Source organism: Paenibacillus sp. 4624, from assembly GCF_050435065.1.
GTDB classification, from domain to species: Bacteria; Bacillota; Bacilli; order Paenibacillales; family Paenibacillaceae; genus Paenibacillus; species Paenibacillus amylolyticus_D.
The window spans coordinates 161,914-181,140 of sequence record NZ_JBNDJR010000002.1; the positions used below are offsets into that span (position 1 = coordinate 161,914).

General features: G+C 46.0%; 19 protein-coding genes. 11 read left to right on the forward strand and 8 right to left on the reverse strand.

Translation table 11 applies throughout. From position 1 onward, the window contains the following. Window positions 1-149: 149 nt before the first annotated feature. Window positions 150-1,202, forward strand: coding sequence for an LLM class flavin-dependent oxidoreductase (locus ABIE27_RS05120; RefSeq protein WP_429350037.1), 1,053 nt, complete (start codon window positions 150-152; stop codon window positions 1,200-1,202). Between the two features lie 152 nt (window positions 1,203-1,354). Here ABIE27_RS05120 and ABIE27_RS05125 read toward each other — a convergent pair whose 3' ends face one another. Further along, window positions 1,355-2,014: a TetR/AcrR family transcriptional regulator gene (locus ABIE27_RS05125; protein WP_123063931.1), complete on the reverse strand. Its 660-nt coding sequence runs from the start codon at window positions 2,012-2,014 to the stop codon at window positions 1,355-1,357. Between the two features lie 253 nt (window positions 2,015-2,267). Here ABIE27_RS05125 and ABIE27_RS05130 point away from each other — a divergent pair, with 253 nt between their 5' ends. Then, window positions 2,268-3,053, forward strand: a complete 786-nt coding sequence (locus ABIE27_RS05130) for an SDR family NAD(P)-dependent oxidoreductase (protein WP_429350038.1) — start codon at window positions 2,268-2,270, stop codon at window positions 3,051-3,053. 60 nt (window positions 3,054-3,113) lie between these two features. On the opposite strand, the gene ABIE27_RS05135 is transcribed toward ABIE27_RS05130, so the two are convergent. Continuing rightward, window positions 3,114-4,421, reverse strand: coding sequence for a VWA domain-containing protein (locus ABIE27_RS05135; RefSeq protein ID WP_429350039.1), 1,308 nt, complete (start codon window positions 4,419-4,421; stop codon window positions 3,114-3,116). 104 nt (window positions 4,422-4,525) lie between these two features. Beyond that, window positions 4,526-4,990, reverse strand: a complete 465-nt coding sequence (locus ABIE27_RS05140; RefSeq protein WP_123063934.1) for a DUF4385 domain-containing protein — start codon at window positions 4,988-4,990, stop codon at window positions 4,526-4,528. Between the two features lie 154 nt (window positions 4,991-5,144). Here ABIE27_RS05140 and ABIE27_RS05145 point away from each other — a divergent pair, with 154 nt between their 5' ends. From ABIE27_RS05145 to ABIE27_RS05165, 5 genes are all read left to right on the forward strand, one after another. Then, complete coding sequence (locus tag ABIE27_RS05145) at window positions 5,145-5,612, forward strand: DUF1877 family protein (protein WP_123063935.1); 468 nt, start codon at window positions 5,145-5,147, stop codon at window positions 5,610-5,612. A gap of 156 nt (window positions 5,613-5,768) precedes the next feature. Further along, window positions 5,769-5,897 (forward strand): hypothetical protein, encoded by a 129-nt coding sequence (locus tag ABIE27_RS05150; protein WP_429350040.1) that lies wholly within the window; start codon window positions 5,769-5,771, stop codon window positions 5,895-5,897. Window positions 5,898-6,084: 187 nt separating this feature from the next. Continuing rightward, on the forward strand, window positions 6,085-7,617 hold the full coding sequence (locus ABIE27_RS05155; protein ID WP_123063936.1) for a copper amine oxidase N-terminal domain-containing protein: 1,533 nt from the start codon (window positions 6,085-6,087) through the stop codon (window positions 7,615-7,617). A 256-nt stretch (window positions 7,618-7,873) separates the two neighbouring features. Beyond that, entirely contained in the window at window positions 7,874-9,322 is a 1,449-nt protein-coding gene (locus ABIE27_RS05160) for a GNAT family N-acetyltransferase (protein WP_429350041.1), read from the forward strand. After that, window positions 9,300-9,821 (forward strand): SDR family oxidoreductase, encoded by a 522-nt coding sequence (locus tag ABIE27_RS05165; protein ID WP_429350042.1) that lies wholly within the window; start codon window positions 9,300-9,302, stop codon window positions 9,819-9,821. The genes ABIE27_RS05160 and ABIE27_RS05165 overlap by 23 nt, the downstream gene beginning before the upstream one ends. Window positions 9,822-9,955: 134 nt before the next feature. On the opposite strand, the gene ABIE27_RS05170 is transcribed toward ABIE27_RS05165, so the two are convergent. From ABIE27_RS05170 to ABIE27_RS05180, 3 genes are read right to left on the reverse strand one after another with little or no spacing between them, the layout of a single operon-like run. Continuing rightward, complete coding sequence (locus ABIE27_RS05170) at window positions 9,956-10,414, reverse strand: N-acetyltransferase family protein (protein WP_429350043.1); 459 nt, start codon at window positions 10,412-10,414, stop codon at window positions 9,956-9,958. Continuing rightward, window positions 10,411-11,331, reverse strand: coding sequence for a D-alanine--D-alanine ligase (locus ABIE27_RS05175; protein ID WP_429350044.1), 921 nt, complete (start codon window positions 11,329-11,331; stop codon window positions 10,411-10,413). Before ABIE27_RS05175 ends, ABIE27_RS05170 begins: the two co-directional genes overlap by 4 nt. 32 nt (window positions 11,332-11,363) lie before the next feature. Continuing rightward, window positions 11,364-12,818, reverse strand: a complete 1,455-nt coding sequence (locus tag ABIE27_RS05180) for a PLP-dependent aminotransferase family protein (protein ID WP_123063940.1) — start codon at window positions 12,816-12,818, stop codon at window positions 11,364-11,366. 692 nt (window positions 12,819-13,510) lie between these two features. On the opposite strand from ABIE27_RS05180, the gene ABIE27_RS05185 reads away from it, so the two are divergent. Continuing rightward, window positions 13,511-13,867: a nucleotide excision repair endonuclease gene (locus tag ABIE27_RS05185; protein WP_123063941.1), complete on the forward strand. Its 357-nt coding sequence runs from the start codon at window positions 13,511-13,513 to the stop codon at window positions 13,865-13,867. A 257-nt stretch (window positions 13,868-14,124) separates the two neighbouring features. Then, on the forward strand, window positions 14,125-14,871 hold the full coding sequence (locus ABIE27_RS05190; protein ID WP_123063942.1) for a Bax inhibitor-1/YccA family protein: 747 nt from the start codon (window positions 14,125-14,127) through the stop codon (window positions 14,869-14,871). A gap of 112 nt (window positions 14,872-14,983) precedes the next feature. Here the strand turns inward: ABIE27_RS05190 and ABIE27_RS05195 are convergent, their stop codons facing one another. Together ABIE27_RS05195 and ABIE27_RS05200 are read right to left on the reverse strand one after the other, a co-directional pair. Then, window positions 14,984-15,688: a 4'-phosphopantetheinyl transferase family protein gene (locus ABIE27_RS05195; RefSeq protein WP_161556897.1), complete on the reverse strand. Its 705-nt coding sequence runs from the start codon at window positions 15,686-15,688 to the stop codon at window positions 14,984-14,986. An 82-nt stretch (window positions 15,689-15,770) separates the two neighbouring features. After that, window positions 15,771-16,643 carry an arylamine N-acetyltransferase family protein gene (locus tag ABIE27_RS05200; RefSeq protein ID WP_429350045.1) on the reverse strand — a complete coding sequence of 291 codons (873 nt, stop codon included), beginning with the start codon at window positions 16,641-16,643 and terminating at the stop codon, window positions 15,771-15,773. A gap of 292 nt (window positions 16,644-16,935) precedes the next feature. Here ABIE27_RS05200 and greA point away from each other — a divergent pair, with 292 nt between their 5' ends. Both greA and ABIE27_RS05210 read left to right on the forward strand, forming a co-directional pair. Continuing rightward, window positions 16,936-17,412 carry a transcription elongation factor GreA gene (gene greA, locus ABIE27_RS05205; protein ID WP_123063945.1) on the forward strand — a complete coding sequence of 159 codons (477 nt, stop codon included), beginning with the start codon at window positions 16,936-16,938 and terminating at the stop codon, window positions 17,410-17,412. Between the two features lie 313 nt (window positions 17,413-17,725). Continuing rightward, window positions 17,726-19,081, forward strand: coding sequence for a sodium-dependent transporter (locus tag ABIE27_RS05210; protein ID WP_123063946.1), 1,356 nt, complete (start codon window positions 17,726-17,728; stop codon window positions 19,079-19,081). Window positions 19,082-19,227 lie beyond the last annotated feature (146 nt).

The following is a 19,227-nucleotide window of genomic DNA, read 5'->3' on the forward strand; positions in this document are numbered from 1 at the left end:
GATGTAATAAGAAAAGTGCCCTCTGGAAACAGAGGGTACTTGTATTTTTGCTCGAAATAGTCCAATATAAAGGTAAATAACAAAAGGTGATCTACTTACAATAGGTTAGATGAACGACGGATCGCTTCATACACAGGGAGGAACATACTATGGAAATCGGAATCAGTACATTCGTGGAAACAAATCCGGATGTTAATACAGGAAAACTAATAACCCACGCACAACGTATTCGTGATGTGGTGGAAGAGATTGTTTTGGCAGATCAAGTGGGTCTGGATGTATACGGCGTAGGGGAGCATCATCGTTCGGACTATGCAGCCTCATCTCCGGCGGTCATTCTGGCAGCAGCAGCTTCGCAGACGAAAAACATTCGCTTGACCAGTGCGGTAACGGTGTTGTCATCAGATGATCCAGTACGTGTGTTTCAGGACTTTGCGACACTCGACGGTATTTCGAATGGACGTGCAGAGATTATGGCCGGACGTGGCTCATTTATCGAGTCGTTCCCGTTGTTCGGTTATGATCTGGGCGACTATGATGAATTGTTCGACGAGAAATTGGATCTGCTTCTGAAACTGACGGAGTCGGAAAAAGTAACCTGGTCGGGCAAGCATCGCCCTTCCTTCAACAACCTGGGCATCTACCCGCGCCCGGTACAGGAGAAGCTTCCGGTCTGGATTGGCAGTGGCGGTAATCAGGAATCGGTTGTCCGTGCAGGTCTGCTCGGATTGCCACTTGTGCTTGCGATTATTGGTGGCCGCCCGAAACAGTTCGCCCCTCTGGTGGAGCTGTACAAAAAAGCTGCTGCACACGCTGGACACGACGCTTCCAAGTTAACCGTTGCTTCCCACTCCCACGGCTTTGTTGCCGATACAACCGATGAAGCGGTAGAAAAGTTTTTCCGCCCTGCACAAGCGGTAATGAACCAGCTTGGACGTGAACGCGGATGGGGACATTATGGCAGAGAAACATTTGATGCGGCACGCAGCCTGGAAGGTGCATTGTACGTAGGGGATGTGGAAACCGTCGCTGAGAAAATCATCTATCTGCGCAAAGAGGTTGGCATTACACGTTTCATGCTGCACACTCCGCTCGGCACACAGCCGCATGATGAAGTTATGCGTGCCATTGAATTGCTTGGCAAAGAAGTAGCGCCAAAAGTTCGTGAAGAAATCGCGCGCTGGGAAGCGGAGAACGAATAAGGACGCTAAGAGGGTTGTATTGGATATGAATCGATCTATCCATGCACACAGGAAATAGAATAGCAAAGGAGCCTATCCTAAGTGTATTACACCAACGGATAGGCTCCTTTTATGCTTGTCTTTAATCGTTTCTGTATGCACAAATTCTGTTTTTATCCATTCGCAGATGTGCTCACAAGGGAATCTACGACCATCGATAACGTATGGTCATAGAGGGTTTTGGCAGCTTCTTCGTTTTCAATATGTCCTCCCAGGTACAGATGAATCACACCGTGTAAGGGAGCCCAGATCATGCGCACCGCAAGCAAGGGGTCTTGCACCTGAATCTTTCCTTGTTCAATCGCTCCCTCAACTAACGCCGACACTTGCTTGAGTGCAGTCGCCGTTCCCTGTAACGTCTCTCCATCCGGTTTGAATTCGGAAAAAGAACCTCCAAACATCAGCTGATAGAAGCTGGTTTGAGAAATGCCGAAGTCCCAATAGGCGTAAGCCAGGTCACGGAAATATTGTTCAAACGATGCTTGCCGGGGTACAGCTTCAAAACGCTGGGCCATGAGAGAACATCCCTCTAAATATAGATGTTTGGCTAACCCTTCTTTCTTGCCAAAAAGATTATATATGATCTTGGTAGAGCATTCCATGCGTTCAGCTACGCGGCGTACCGTGACAGCTTCGGGTCCGTGTTCTTGTAATAAAGCAGCAGCGGCATGTACAACATTTTGCCGAAGATTATCCGAGTGTTGCAGCCTTGCTTCCTGAAAGGTTGTTACTGTATGTGCAGATTCCGCGGACCCCGAAAGTATATCCTTCATTTATTTCATCCTCATAACCGTATTATTGTTAAACAGAAACCATGGCATTTCCTTTTCTTATGGTCATTCTACTGTTATAGGCCAGATCACGTCAATTTAATCCGACCTGACAGAGTAGGCATGATGTTCTCAAATTAAGTATAACAGATGTAATTTGACATAATCATGAGATTTGGTTACGATGATTCTATTAGGAAACGTTGTTTCCTAATAAAAACATATGTTTATACTCAATGTAGAGGATGGATGAAAAATGATAAAACAACCACATCAATGGGCACTTATTACAGGAGCTTCTTCAGGAATAGGTGAAGTTTTTGCACTCGAAATGGCTTCAAGGGGTAACCATGTTGTACTGGTAGCAAGAACGGAGTCCAAACTGGAACAATTGGCAGAACGAATACAACGTACATATCAGGTGAGAGCCGAGGTGATTGTATCGGATCTCTCCGAATTAGACGCACCACACAAGGTATATGAGGAATGCCAGAAACGGGGAATACAGATTGATATCCTGATCAATAATGCTGGCTTCGCTACTTATGGATACTTTGAACAAGTGCAAGGTTCGCGGCAGCAGGATGAGATTATGTTGAACGTATTGGCCTTGACAAACATGACGCATCTTTTCTTGCCAGGCATGTTACAGAAGGAGAATGGCGCTGTTATTAATGTGTCTTCGACAGCAGCCTTTCAACCTGATCCGTATATGGCTGTATATGGTGCGACGAAGGCGTTTGTACTTTCTTTTACAGAGGCGTTATATGAGGAAAACAGGAAGCGCGGTGTTCAATTTTTGGCCTTATGTCCGGGTTCAACCGAGACGCCGTTCTTTGATGTGGTAGGTGCTAATGAAGCTTCTGTAGGCAAACGTGATACACCTGAGCATGTCGTGGAAGTTGCCATGAGGGCACTGGAGAAAGGCAAGCCATATGCAGTACCGGGTGCCCGGAATTACTGGACAGCACAGTTCTCCCGCCTCATGCCACGCAAGTCCATGCTGCGAATTGTCGGAAGCATGTTAAGACCACGATTCTAAGATTGCAAAGCTGAAAAACTACAAATCTGAATTGGCCAGAGGGGATGAATGCTGTAACCTCTAGCCCAGAATGCCTTTGGCCCGAGCTTCTTTGATCCAGCTTGGGAATTCGTTGAGCAGACGATCATACAATTCTTCATCGCTGATCTTTGAAATGTCGTCCAGTGCGAAGAAGTTAGCATTATCAATGAAACGTCCCTTCATCTCATCGAGATTCTCCAGAACACCGTAATTGGCTCTCCCCAAGCCAACGAATTGCCAGAACAGATTTTTGGTTGAACTTTCGGTAATAAGCTTCGAGATTTTTCCTTTTTGGCTCACCCCGCCATCGCTAAAAAAGATAATATACGTTGGAATCTTTACATTAGGTTCCTCGACGGTGTACTTGCGAATGACATCCTGTATAACAGGGGGTTCGTTATTGGTACCGCCTTTACTTCCTAATGTATATGTACGTGTAATATAATTCTCAAAATCTTGTGCCGTTACGCTGGGAGCACGTAAGAAGTCTTTGGCGAAGAACCATACGTCTAATTCACCGTTATCATCAAATGCAGATGCAATCGCCAGTATACGCTCAAAGGCTTCTTGCACGATGCCTTTACGATACAGATGGTACATAGAGCCTGATGCATCGAATACAACGGCAACACGTGCCTGAATAGGTTCGACCTTTTTCTTTTGGAGAGACAGGGTTACTTTATGCTTGAGAAGATCGATTTTGGTCAAGTTTAGTGGTGGAGGACTCGGGACTGATTCAGCAACAGGTGCAGTGGTTTGGGAAGAGGATGCTGCAACTTCAGCTTGTGCTTGGATCAGAGCCTGTTCGGCTTCCGAGGCATCGTTACTTTCAATCTCCACCCCGAAAGATTCTGCCAGCGGCTTCAATCCACCAAAGAAACCACGGCCAATTGCACGAACTTTGAATCCGTCACGATGCTTATAAACTTCAATGAGAATAAGTGCTGTTTCTGCGGTAGCCTGAGTAATTTCATACGTAATCTGCTGGGAACCCGCTTGAACAACCGCCTGGCATGTACGAACATTGGCGAATGTATGTCCCGCATCGAGTGTAGCCGTGAACACACATTTTTCTACAGAGGCCTGCCGTAATTTATGCGTATCCAGTACAAAAGTGGATTGCCAGTCCTCTACCTGTTGCAGAAGTACACTTTGATGTGGGTCTGCCTTCTGATTATAAAATACAAAATAGTCGTCTGACGGCACTTTTCCTGCTTCGTTTACCATGAAACAGCTAACATCCAAGGCAGAGGGGTCGGATGTGCACTTGATGGTCACCTGAAGCTGAGCACATTCGTTGATGTTGGTATTCTGGCCTGTGTTTAATTGTATAAACGAATCTGTCATAGTCGGCTGCGCCTCTTTTCTTCAAAATAGTGGTGAAAAGTAAACAGTAACAAGATAGATTCTGAACCATATGTTTCCACAAGTCAATGATTTCAAATATGCGCCTAGCCTTCCTCTGACTCGTACTTTTCCCGATGTTGCTTCATCATCTTCACGTAGTCGGGGTCTTTCTTCGCTACTTCCCATTGCGCTTTGAAAATAGCTGCTGCTTCCGCCTTCACCGGGTCGTTCTGATAAGGCAGGATCGAGCCATCCTTCTTCGAATATTTACGCCCGCCTTTATGATTGGTATAACGTCTCGCCCGAGTGTAGCCCATCTGTAAAAACTTGCGAGCCATATCCATGCCAATGAAATCCCCCTGCTTCTTATACTCCAAAAATAGTTCATAGATCTTCTCCGATGACTCTGTCGCAATTTCTGGTGTTTTGAACCGCCAGTGCGGCAGAATCTCACTTTTGTAAGGTTCCACCATGAGTACCCCTTGCTCGCCCCGGCCAACGGTATATAATTCAGGCTGCTTGCGCAGATCGAGTTCCTCGTAATTAAGACTGTAGTCAAATTTTTTCATCCGGTTCTCCTCCTTGGAAATGATTCGTTTATTCTCCCCACATGAGCATCTTCTGGTGACGTTATGGTGCCCTTTTTCCTTTTTACCCCGATTCTGATGTAACATGCACGGTTAATGGGGAACAATAGAAGGAAATGTCAGGAGGGATAACGCGATGGGCATGTCGGGCAGATATGTGGTAGTAACCGATGAGTTGTTGAATTCTATTCAATCTGGAGAGGTTAGTGTACATGATTGTCAGGTCGATCTGGATATTGATAAAACGTGGCAGATGCTTCAGTTCACGTTGAACGGTAACCTGTTGGATGGAGAACCTCCGCTAGGATACGTTGTGCCGCTTGCTAGTCAGCAGTATTTAGGGAACTATTCCGATATGGATCTGTTCTTGATTAATAACAAGCAGGTTCTTGAAGCGTACATGGCCTTGGAGCAGCTTACTCCTGAGGATGTGAGGGCACGTTTTAGCTTGGACAAGATGCTGGCTGAAGGGGTATATCCCGTCATGGAAGGCTGGGAAGAAGAAGAGATTTTTCAGGAGATTGTGCAAACGATAGATACGATTCAGGCTTTGTTTCAGGTTACCGTAGAGAACGGCAACGGGATTATCTTTTACGTCTTCTAAAAGGGCAGGATGTTGCAAAAAAGATATAACCATTTCAATCAACTTCGATCAACTTGCAGAAATCACAACACCATGTTTGATTTATGCACCATCCGGTTATTAATACAAACAAGGCAGTGCCTTGATGATATTCCGCTGAAAAGAGGGAGAGCGATTATGACACAAAATCAGAACGAAGAGAACAAAGCGATCCAAGACGATGAACCGGATCAATTCGAGACCCCTGCAACACCAGCAGATGAAGAGAAAGATGAAGAGTCTGCGGCAGATCAGGAGCAGGAATAGTCTGAAAATATTACATGAAACAGCACGTTTCCACGCGCATGTTATGACATATGAGTGATAGAAGAACCAGAAGGCCGGACGTGTTCCGGCCTATTTGGCCTATTTTTATGCGTATCCGTTTACATTGTTTCCAACTGCCCTCATAATATGGAGTGAACCATATTTTGCTAAGGGGGAGATCCCAATTATGAGCCGAAAGTTAAGCCAATGGATGGCAGTACCGCTTGTCCTGTTACTGGTTATTCTTACAGGTTGTCAGGCTGTGGGCGGAGTTGATGTTGGCCAAGCCATGGTCAATAACACCAAGGTAAAATCCGGTGAAACCAAACAATCCATGCATATTAACATAGAACCGGACAAACAATTCGCAACCGATGAAGACCTCGAAATGATCAAACGTATTAACTCCATTTCACTCAACATTGATCATGCCAAGATGAAGGACACGAATACGGCATCGGTCAAAGGATCAGTGAGTATTGAAGGCACAAAACTGCCTTTCCATCTGTCTATGGACAAGTCGGGCATGACCATCGATGTGGATGGAGCACAGAAACCGGTCTACATATCTCTCGATACACTTGGGGGAGCTGAGACGATGCTGCTTCCTATAGATACAAAAGAGCTGGAGAAACAGATGCAAGAGCTTTCTCCAAAGGTATTAACTTTTGTCATGAAACATCTATCCAATCCGAAAAACATATCCGTTACCCCTGTTCAGGAAGCTGTAAATGGCGAAACATTATCTCTGAACAAGCTGCATATGGAGATTAACGGTGAAGAGCTGCTTGCGATGGTTAAGCCGTTCCTTACAAGTATCTCTAAGGATGAGCAAGGCCTCAAGCAGTTGATTGGAGACTTGTATGATGTGCTGTACCCTGTATTTGAAAGCTATATGGGTCTGGAAGGCATGGAGAACGAAGGAATCACTTCTATCGTGCCTAATTCGAAGGAGGAAGCAGTTACATCCATCTATGCCATGATCAAAGAAGGTTTGGACAGCATTCTGGTGAACTATGATCAGGAGCTGAACAACCTGCTGCAAAATACGACTGAACTGAAAACGGTATTTGGTCCGGAAACCAAATTGAACATGGACTTCTTCATCGACAGCAAGCTGGATATTCGTAAACAAAAGATGTCGTTGAAGGTTGCTGTGCCTGCATCCGAAGACTTGCCAGTTCGTGCTGTAACTGTTAGCGCAGACAGCGAGCTATGGAATATTGGCGGCGCGGTCACTATAGATGAAGTGGATGCTTCCCGTGGTGTGATGGAACTGACCGAAGGGGAAGTTACACCGGGTCAGGTGCTTCGCAATTTTGATCCAAATTCGTTTGTTTATCAATTCCTGAAAAATGAGATGAAGATTACAACCAAAAGTATCTTCCTTCATCCGAGTGAAGAAAATGGTGCAATGACGGTCAAAAATACAACCTTTGTGCCGCTTCGGTATCTGTCCGAGCAATTGGATGCAGAAGTGAAATGGACGAAAGGTTCGAAACAGATCGTTGTCATTGACGACATCACTGGAGACGAGATCATACTGACGGTAGATTCTCCGAAAGCAACAGTTGCGGGGCAAGAAGTCACGATGGTGGAATCCGCCTTTGTTGGCAAAAACGGCAAGACTTATGTGCCTTTGCGCTTCATGGCTGAATCGCTGGGAGCCACGATTGAAAAAGAACAAGATACAGGCTGGATTTTCATTGATCGTCCATAATATAATGTGGATAGCTATAAACGATGCGTGAATTGAAAGGGGATTTCAGAGAATGCCAGATTTCTCGTAATGATGTAGAAAAGAACAAGGCGCAAAAATTCCGTTAGACCAACACGGGATACGTCTGTCCTTTTTTGACCCATTACGAGGAGCTTCGGCGTTTGATCTGAAAGGATGAAACGATTCGGGAGTACCTCTATTGGAGGTGCTCCTTTTTGTCGTGTCATCGCAAAATAATCCCTAAGAGGTGTTTTATATGAATCATGGATTTACGATTGTTGCGAGTACAGTGATGTTACGTCCCTTTACCTTGCAAGACCAAGCCGCGCTGGCAACCTTGACACATCAGCCTGAAATTACCGACCTGTTACCCGATTGGAAGATGACTGAGGAGCAATTAAGTGAATTTTTGCAGTTTGTTGTAGGGAGTTATAAACAGTTTAATCCGCAGGATGTGCGGGTTATGCTTGCGGTAATTCATCAGGAGAGCCAGCAGTTGATCGGTTGGTGTGGTGTGTTTCCAAACGATATGCTTGATCCATCTGATCGTGAGGTAGCTTATGCCATTTCACGCGATCACCGCAACAAAGGTTATATCTCAGAAGCTGTACGAGCGTTGACGACGTATCTGTTCGAACATACATCGTTAAACCGGATTGTGGGCATTGTGAAGACATATAACCCGGCTTCTCGCAAAGTACTGGAGCATACAGGCTTCCAGTATGTGAATCGAAGATGCCTGTCTGATGGGGAGGTCTATGATTATTTTGAACTTAACAGCACCCACTCCAATGGGAAAGCCACTGGGCGGATGAAACCCAAACCATTATCGATAAACCTGCGCCGAGCAGAACACGAGGATGCCGTTGTGTTGACGGAAATCTGCACACGTGCCTTTGATCATGCCATGCACGTCTGGGCGAACGGAGAGCAGCACGTGGATAGCAATCTTTGTCCTCCGGGTTATAACGAAGTTCGCCTCCATGAATATGTGATTCGCGAGTGGGACTATTATGTGGTGGAAGCAGATGGCTGTGCGATTGGTGGCGTAAGCATAAATGTGCTTGGACATGAAATTGCAAGGCTGGATAGAATCTATATCGACCCTGTCTGTCAAGGGCGCGGTGTAGGATCACAAGTAATCAGACAGGTGGAGACTGCATTTCCTCATATTCGGCACTGGAGGCTAGAGACTTCTGGCCGGCAACGGAGTAATCATCATTTTTACGAAAAGCTGGGATATGTACGTATGTCTGCCTCTGAGTCTGAGTATGGTTATGAGAAGAAGATAGATGGCGGGAGCGGGCAGCATGATCCAGTGAAGGAACGAGAACACGTTCAGGCGAACCTGGATTCGATGTGGTACAGCGCCAGTACAATGAAGAACAGCCGCATCACCGATTGTAATCTGAGTGGAAGCAAATTAACGAACTTGAATATGACAGGAATGCTGTTAGCAGATTTGCGTTTAACAAACACCAAGTTTGAATTCTGTGCGCTGGACGGGGTTCAGTTTCAGGATACACATCTTGGTGCAGACCGTGTGCCAATGCAGTGGAGACATTGTGATTTGAGAGACAGTCGTTTTGTCGACTGTGATCTTTCAGGTGTTGAGCTTGAGGCCTGCCAAGTGTCAGGAATGAAAATTAATGGCGTTCCCATTGAGAGATTAATGGAGGCATATGAGTTGTCGAATCAGCGTTAACGAGACCTATGAAACCGAAATGTTCAACAAGGTGATCGACATTAATCTGAAAGGTGTATTTTATGGCCTGAAACATGTGCTTCCTGTGATGAAAAAGCAAAGCGGGGGCTCCATCGTCAACACCTCCTCCTTTGGTGGTATTCGTGCTGTGCCTAATCAGATCGCTTATGGGGCGAGTAAACATGCCGTTGCTGGCATGACCAAGGATGCTGCGATTGAATATGCGGAGCATGGTATCAGCATCAATGCAGTAGCTCCAGGAGCCATTCTGACAGACAAGGTGATCGGTTCATTCAAACAGATTAACCCGAATGACTGGGAGCCGGCGTCCAAAGAGTTTGTAAAGGACAACCCGGCCAAACGTCCGGGTGATCCCGAGGAAGTCGTACGTCTGGTTGCATTCTTGCTGTCTGGTGAATCGCCATTTATCAACGGAGCCATCATTCCGATTGACGGTGCACAATCTGCCAAGTACTATATCAATCAGATAAGAAAATGAAATATAAATATGCCCTTCCGAGCCACTTTAGCGCTTGGGAGGGCATGTTTTATGGTTTAGATATCAGCGAATGGCATCCTGAGATATACGCGCGATAAAGTTGCGGCAGTCGTGTCTGGTCGTCCACACCTCATTTAATTGTGTAGCAGCAGCTGTGGTTTTTTGCTGAATCCGGTACTGCCAGCGGTATAACCCATCTCCTGATAAAATGCATGCGCGGCTTCACGATCGGCACGATTACCGCTGTTTAGCGATATAGAGTCCACCTGCTGTGCTGCTGCCCACTGCTCAGCAGCGAGTAGAAGCTGACGGCCGATGCCGGAGCCGCGGTAATGCTCATGAACAACCAGTGCCATGATACGGCAATGTCTGCCGTTCTTTTCATATGAATAGGATGTCTGCATGCCGAGCAGTCCCGCTACACGTCCGCGCACTTCGGCTGCCAACGTTGTAAAATTGGCATCAGCGGCGATGTGAGCGTATCTTTCCTGCATCTCGGCGTAGGTTGTTGGGTATCCCAGCTGATCCATGAGAATCACCATGTCCTGCAAATCCTGATCGGTGCTATGCCGGATATTTACATCTAGACTCATATACGAGACAACTCCCCGGAACGTTCTTTGAGAGACAGATCAATGATTGTGTCGAGCAACTTGGCAAAAGAAATCCCTGCAGCGGCTGCGCTTTTGGGCAGCAGGCTGTTCCGGGTAAGCCCCGGTAAGGTGTTAACCTCTAGCACGTAAGGCACACCTTCCCGAATGAGCATATCCACCCTGGCGTAGACACTGCATTTAAGTACGTTGTAACAAGTTAACGCAGCGGCTTCTACGCGCTGATGCAACTCAGAAGGGAGATGCACGACCTGCTCATCCGCACCGTTATCATCATATTTAGCTGCATAATCGAAAAAGGCAGCATTGGCATGAATAGAGATCACGGGTAACATCTTACCATCGACAATTGCACAGGTAATCTCTTCACCCTCAATGTATTGCTCAATCATCACACTGTCATCCCAGGCAAGAGCAGCTTCTACCGCCGCAGGCAGGGATGATGGATCATGGACAATCTGCGTTCCAATGCTGGAGCCGCCCGAATTTGGTTTGACAACGACTGGGTACGTTAAGTGCTGGACTGCCGCTGAGGACAGATCTTGCATTCCGTTCACTTGGAGCCAGTCTCCTGTGAGTACTCCGGCTTGGCGCATGAGCCGTTTGGACATGTCCTTATCCATACATACACTGCTCGCAAGCACGCCGCAGCCTGTGTAGGGAATGCCGAGGGATTCAAGCGTGCCTTGCACCGTACCGTCTTCCCCGTATTTACCGTGCAGGGCAAGCAAGGCTACATCGATTCCGTCCGATTTATCGATCAAATCCCGTTTGGAATTTAACTCAATCGGTACGACCTCGTATTTTCTTTTGTCCAAGTTCGCAATCATCTCCTGTCCAGTGAGCAGGGATATATCCCGCTCTGAAGATGTTCCGCCCATAATAACGCCGACTCTCATGTGAAAATCCTCCCTATAGTTAACTAAATTCCTTACATCATACTCGCAACCGTTTCTCCGATAATACGGATGCCTTTGCGGATGTTCTCGTCACTGACTCTGGAGAATCCAAGCCGCATGGTGTGAAGCCCTTGACCTGGCTCCAGATAAAAGGTATCTCCAGGAGTAAAGGTTACCCCTTTTACCTTACAGGCGGTCAGCAACTCTCTTGTTCGCACCTCTGGTGGAAACTGCACAAACAGATGCAGGCCGCCTGCTCCGGATATTTGGCACATTGGCAGATGCCGTTTCAGACAATGCACAGCGAGTTCATATTTTCGCTTGTACTCGGTACGAGCCCGTTTCAGGTATTTTTCAAAATTGCCGTTGCTCAAATATTGATATAACAGGGACTGATCCAGAGTAGACGTATGAATACTGCGTGCCCGCTTCATGCTTTCGAGATAATCGATCAATGCGACATCGGCGATAATCCAGCCCACACGCAGTCCGGGGAACAATACTTTGGAGAAGCTGCCAAGATAGACAAGGCCATTACCCTTACCCATACTGGAGATCAAGGGCGAGACATGGGAGCCCGAATAACGAAGCTCTTCGTTAAATCCATCTTCAATGATCGGAACTCGATACTCGTTCATTAAACGTATAATTTCAGTTCGTTTTGCGGGTGAAGTCACGATTCCGGTCGGATTGTGATACGAGGGCACAAGATATGCCAGATCATACGCGCTTCCAGCCAGTTCTTGCTCCAGCTGCTTCAGATCAAGGCCATCCGGTTCCATATGGATACCAGTTAACTGAAACTGGTGCAACTTCAGGTTTTTGATGGCTGTGTGATGTGTGGGATTCTCACAGAGTGCTTTGCCGCTCTTCTTGCGCAATGCCCCAAGTACCAGGTCAAATCCCTCCGTAAACCCGTTCGTAATCAAAATATCTTTGCCCGCAAGGTCGACCCCTTTGTTCTCCATATAGTGCAGCAAATAATTCATGAGCGGTCTATATCCTTGCGCGTAGCCGTAATTTAGTAAAACTTCTCCTTCAAGTGACATGCGATCCAAGAAGGCCCGTTTCACATTTTGAAGATCAAACAGTTTTTCATCCGGAGCGATGCTGGTGAAAGAAATTTCACCGCGCTCGGCTCCTGAGCCGTGTTTCATCAGATCATATTGCTCTGCCTGAATTGCATAATCGCTTACCTCTGCTGTCCAGTCTAGTTGCCAGTGTATTGCATTGGTCTGCTGTGTTTCAATAAGTGTGCTGACGTAATTCCCCTTACCTTTGAGCGCATAAATAAGCCCTTCCTCTTCAAGCTCTGCATAGGCGAGCAAAATGGTGCTGCGGCTTACCTTCATCAGCGTGCTCAGCTCACGGGTCGAAGGTAGCTTCTGATTGGGTTGCAGACCGCCTTTTAACATTAATCGTTTTAAATAATCTTTGACTTGTATATATACAGGGCGGTCCTCCGTCAATTGCAGATCGGAATACATCCCATCACTCCCTCTACTGGTATCTTGCCATATTATAAACCCAGCAGAAAGAACCACGATACCTCTGTTTCGCAACTAAGGTGGCCTGAGTTGTACGCACAACGGGAAAAAGCCCTGGCTCATATGCCGGGCTGGAGGTGAAACTTGTTCAATTCTAAGGGTGTAATGCTATCCTGTTCTAGCTACAGTTACGTTTCTGACTAGTCTCTAGAAAATACCTGCTATATAATTCTACGTGGATCTACTTGCTATGCTCTATGCGATCTATATGATTCTAATTCTAGATGATAAACTTGGTGCTGTAATTACAAGAAATCTTTAAAAGGCTAATTATTGCCATTCATTGCTTGCTGCAATAGGTTTTCGTATAGATGGTGATTCTACAATCTACAAAGCTACGGTTCTTACTAACTGTACTCTTCTCGTGTGCACGTCACCGAATTCAGTATGAAAAAGATAAAACATGTTAGGCCTATAAGACGAGTGTGGATACAAAGACATATGTCTCAGTGCCCAAATTCTTCCTCATACCCCTATAGTACCACTTTGAATCAGGGAAGTTAACCTTTTTTTTGAAATATTTGTCGCAAAAGCGAAAATTCCGTGAATTGTACCTCATTTAACTCGAAATGGTGTCGGATTATGATATGTGTTAGGATGTATTTCTAGAGAATATAGAGGAAGTGAAATGGATGATTCAGATTACGGTTCCAACACCAGATGTGACGATTACAAAGCAGGAAAATCCGCAGTTAAGCCACATTTACGGATTTACGGATTTTCACCTGATTACACGGGAGCAAGGCGGAATTTTCATGTTTTATAATGCCGATGATGAGTTGTTATTTGTCGGGAAAGCGCGAAAATTAAGACCGCGAATCAAAAAGCATTTTGAAGATACGGTATCCCCAATCAAGAATCACCGTGAGGAAGTCACGAAGATTGAAGTTTGCTTGGTAGAAGATCCGATGGATCGTGAAATTTACGAGACTTATATCATCAACACAATGCAGGCGAAGTATAATGTAGACAAGGTGCTGTATAAGTAAGCAGGTAAGCTATTTAAGTTATTCAAGTTATTTAAGATGCACAAGCAAGTAAGTAAGCTTGAAATACTTAGGACATATGTCCTAGGTGTGTGTAAAGATGGAAAGGATGTAATCCATGATTGCATCCGATTCCATTCTCTTCGCAAATATAGTTCTACGTAACAAGTTATAGGAGCTGAAAAGTTCACATTTCAAGGAAGTAGCACTAGGCCCTTAGTTTCACAGATATACCAAATACATAAGAAGAGGTGATTGTGTTGATCGGTCGTAGTGGTAATCCTACACTTAAAGACAGCACGTTTGAGAACAGAGGATATGGAGAGGATCGATACCAGAATTACATGACGATTAACGGCACAGTGAACAAAGCGTTCATCACGTTGATCATCTTGCTGGGCAGTGCATTTGCAACCTGGATGATGTTTTTTAACGGACAAGAAGTGATGCCGCTTGCTTATGGCGGATTAATTGTGGGTTTCATTCTGGCGCTGATTATTTCGTTTAAACCGGTGGTATCTCCTTATCTTGTACCGATCTACGCGGTAGCAGAGGGAATGTTCCTAGGTGCACTTTCGGCAAGTTATGAGTCCTTGTATAACGGAATTACCTTGCAAGCGGCTTTGTTGACCATGGCTGTATTCGTTGCTCTGTTAATGGCCTATAAGACAAGATTAATTAAAGCAACGGAGAACTTTAAACTAGGTGTGGTGGCTGCAACAGGCGGCATCATGATTATGTATTTGCTCAGCTTTGTGCTCGGTTTGTTCGGCATTACGGTTCCATATCTGCATGAAAATAGTCTGATTGGGATCGGCATCTCGGTTGTGATCGTCATTGTTGCTGCGCTTAATCTGGTACTGGATTTCGACTTTATTGAAGGTGGTGCAGAGCAAGGAGCACCCAAGTATATGGAGTGGTACGGTGCGTTCGGGTTGATGGTCACATTGGTATGGTTGTACATTGAAATCCTTCGTCTGCTCAGCAAGCTGCGGAGCCGCGACTAATCGTACCGTTACAGTTATATGGGTTTACAAATAAAAGGAGCGAACCGCCGGGGATCTTTACCACCGGATAGATTCGCTCCTTTTTACCCCGTAAGGGGTCCTCTTTTGCAAATTAAACCAATTCAGTGTATAAACTTTCCAGCGTCACGATTTCGGGCTGGTTTGGCAACTCGCCTTCTGCAGCACAGGCAGCGAACATATGCTGTTCATCCAAAGGATGACTGTAGAAGCGATGCCTAACGATTTGCCCGTCATGGTTGCATCGCCAATCAAGTTCTCCATCTTGCTGAACATGGGGAAGAATAGCGAAGGAATCCAGTGGCATGGAGAGCCCCATGCCCACAGCCTTGATATAACTTTCCTTCAGCGTCCACAGACGATAGAAGGTCTCCCGCTTCATTACCTCAGGCTTACCATCCAATAATTGACATTCTGATGAAGAGAAGAAACGCTCTGCGATTTGCAGGTCAATCGGTGCTATTTTCTCCACATCCACACCAAGCTCATCTTTACTTCCGGTAATCAGTGCAACCCAATCGCCGGAGTGCGAGACATTAAATTGTACATCAGCATCGTGAGTGAGGGCAGGTTTGCCATATTTGTTACGGGTAAACGTAATCTCTCCATGCCCTAGGCCAGTCAACTTGCTTAACTTCACACGGGCTAACACTTCACCCATAACAGAGCGGTAAGTGTCCGCCAGATGTATAAAACGAGAAGCCTGTGCCCGCCGCTCCTCAGAGACGGATGACAGAAAAAGATCCCAGCATACTTCGGGTATCACAGAGGGTACTTGCAGTACTTGTATAGTTATCATCATTTATCACCTGACGTTGTATTCGGCATGGATGACAGGCTTTCCTCTATATTTATCCTTATCTCGCGTTTTCCCCAGTGGATCAGGCTAGTTGTGTTTTTTTCCATTCTTCATGCGCAATCTGTATTCGATCCCACATCTCCCTACGTTCTTGTTCCGTATAATTCACTAACGGTTCATAGAAAAGCTTGGTTAGTACGTCTTTCCACTCATTGTAGGTTTGAATTTCCGTCTTGCTAATGCCTTCGATCCCATGCGTGCGAAGCATGCATCCCCTGAGCTCATAGCTGTGGCTGGTATCTCTCTGACGGAGCAAAAATGCATTATGCCAGGGCGAATCCACGGATTGGCTGTAGAATTCATGCTTGGGAATAAACTCTTCCAAGCGGGTAAGCTCCTCGGGATCATAATCGACTCCCTTACTTGGTCCGTTAGGCTCGTATTCAAGCCTCCATCCTCCGAGAACAACGGAAGAAGGCATTAATGTATAAGTAAACGGCGCAGGTCCATAGGTTCCGTAACGAAGAGGGAGAGGTTCAAAAGGCATACCCCCCAGACCGACATCTACAATCCAACGCTCCACATTCGGGTACGCATCTGGCAAAGAGACAGACAGACCGAGATGGAACGAGTTCACACGCGGCTGTTCTCCATGCGGCTGAACGCCTGCCCGGTGCCAATGCAATGTATATCCAAGAGAATGAAGTAAAACACTGAATGCGCCATTCAAATGGAAACAGTAACCGCTGCGTCCTTGTAGAATAAGTTGCACGGATTCTTGCAGATCGATGCCCGCAGGTCTACCTGCAAAAATATCGACCGTTTGCCAAGATAAATGGTGGATATGTGCCTGTTGCAGTTCGGCAAGGAATTCTAAAGTCGGTTTCTTGATCGTATCCAAGCCTATCCGTTTCAGATAAGCGTTTATTTCAGCTGGAGTCAATGTAACATTCATCTCGATCACCTCAAGTCATATGATGGGCTGCAGGTCATTGTCTTGAATGTTGCTGCCCTGAACTCATTGTATAAGTGAACATCTGAAATGCACACATGTGTTTACTCTAATTGTACCGGTACAATATCAACTGATCATAAAGTATAGGAGTTATAAGGTACGCACATCATATTCCCAGTGTGGAGTTATTTCGATATATGGGAGTTTGGTTTCTTTTTCCGGGGTATGTTAACCGTTTGGAGTGGAAATAGGTTAGAATAGAGATAGATAGCAGGATTAGGAGATGGAAAACATGGCTAATGATGAAGTGATTTTGACACAGGAAGGCTTGGAAAAGCTGGAGGAAGAACTGAAGGAACTGAAAACGGTGAAACGCAAGGAACTGGCAGAACGTTTGAAGCTTGCGATCAGTTACGGGGACCTGAAGGAGAACAGTGAGTATCATTCAGCCAAAGATGATCAAGCATTTATGGAGACCCGCATACTGATTCTGGAGAAGATGTTGACCAAAGCAAGAGTCATCAGCGCAGACAATATCGATTCCAACCAGGTAAGCATTGGCTCGACAGTACTGTTGAACGACCTTGAATTTGCTGAAAAGATCGAATATCAACTGGTCGGTCCAGCGGAAGCGGATGTATCGAACAACAAAATTTCGTATGAGAGTCCACTGGGCAAAGAGTTGATGGGCAAAGAAGTGGGCAGTGTGATTCATGTCAATGCTCCGATGGGCGTCATCAAATACGAATTGCTGGAGATCAAAGTATAGTCAGCGTAAAGTAAAAATAGTAAACATATGCGGAGATATCACCCTGCGATATATAGAATTTCTTTAAAAGAGGAGAAGTTTCAGAGGCTGCGCGAAGAGCTGTCTGGAACATCTCCTTTTTTTGTTTTTCCAAGTTAACTCAGGGTTAATTGTTGATGGGTATGGTTAAGCTTCAGGTTATTTTCCCATACTGAATACATCCTGAAATCATCTCCAATTTGGTGAATTTTCGACAAATACTGATTTTTGCATGACCTGACACGCGGACTAGTATATAATTACGGGAAAACTTTAAAGTGATGGAGTAGATACAATGAATTTGAGTAAGTCTGATCTAGACCCGAACAACGCTGGCAAAGGGGAACGCTTCTCGCGTGCCGGTTTTATTTTGGCGGCAATCGGTAGTTCCGTGGGTCTCGGTAACATGTGGAAATTTCCTTATATTACGGGCGAAAATGGGGGGGCGGCTTTTTTCCTGCTCTTTATTGTCTGTCTCTTGCTGATCGGCTTGCCTGTATTGCTTGCCGAACTGGCTATTGGACGCAGTGGGCGGGGGAGCGCAGCGACTGCTTTTATCAAAGCGGGCGGGCATAAAGGCTGGCTGGCAGCTGGTTTACTGCAAGTATTAACACCGTTTATTATTCTGTCCTTCTACGTCATCATCGCAGGCTGGACATTGCAATATGCCGTAACTTCGTTCAGCGGCACGTTGTTTAACAATTCGGATTATGCCGGACAATTCAGCAGTTTCGTCGGAGGCTATATGCCGATTGTATGGCAATTGGTATCCGTTCTGATTACTGGCTGGATTGTAGCGAAGGGTGTATCGAACGGGATTGAGAAGTTTAACAAAATTTTGATTCCAGCGATGCTGGTTCTGTTAATTGTGCTGATGATTCGTGCAGTTACCCTGCCGGGGTCAGGCGCGGGGGTTTCCTTTTTCCTGAATCCAGACTTCTCCCAGCTTACAACGGAGTCGGCATTGGTTGCGCTCGGACATGCTTTCTTCTCGCTGTCACTAGGTATGGGTATTCTCGTAACGTACGGTTCATATGTGGACAAAAGCCAGTCCCTTGGCGCGGCAACAGTTGCAGTTGGTGCAGGTGACTTGCTGTATGCCTTTATCGCGGGTCTGATTATCTTCCCAACGACGTTCTCTTTTGGCATCGCACCTGACCAGGGACCGTCCCTGATTTTCATCGCACTGCCTGCAGCATTTTCGGCGATGCCGCTTGGTTTCCTGTTCGCTGGATTATTCTTTATAATTCTGGCAATTGCGGCGTTAACATCATCAGTATCACTGCTGGAGGTTCCCGTTAAATATTTCATGGAGCGTTTTGCATGGAGTCGTAATCGTGCCGTATGGAGCATCTCTCTCGCTGTCTTCATCGTAGGACTGCCTTCCGTTCTGTCGCTCGGACTGTTCCCGGAGTGGAAGATCGGATCGAAGAGTGTATTCGACTGGATGGATTTTGTGGCGTCCAACATCTTGCTTCCTGTAGGCGGGTTATTGGTTACGATCTTTGCGGGATACTTTTGGAAAACGGCTGCGGAGGCAGCTGGTCTAAGCTCCGGCTGGTTCCGCATCTGGTTGTTCATGCTTCGTTATGTTGCACCTATTCTGGTTCTGCTCGTGCTGCTGCATACGTCTGGCATTATTCACTTTTAGGCCGCCTGCGCAGATTTACCAAGCATAAAACCTCTTGGAAGAAATGCAAAAGCCCTTGTGTTCCCTTCTTAATTTTGGGACAATACAGAGTAGAGGTTTTTTGGGTAAGACGACCGATGAGCCATATGCTTTCTGCGAAAAGAGGT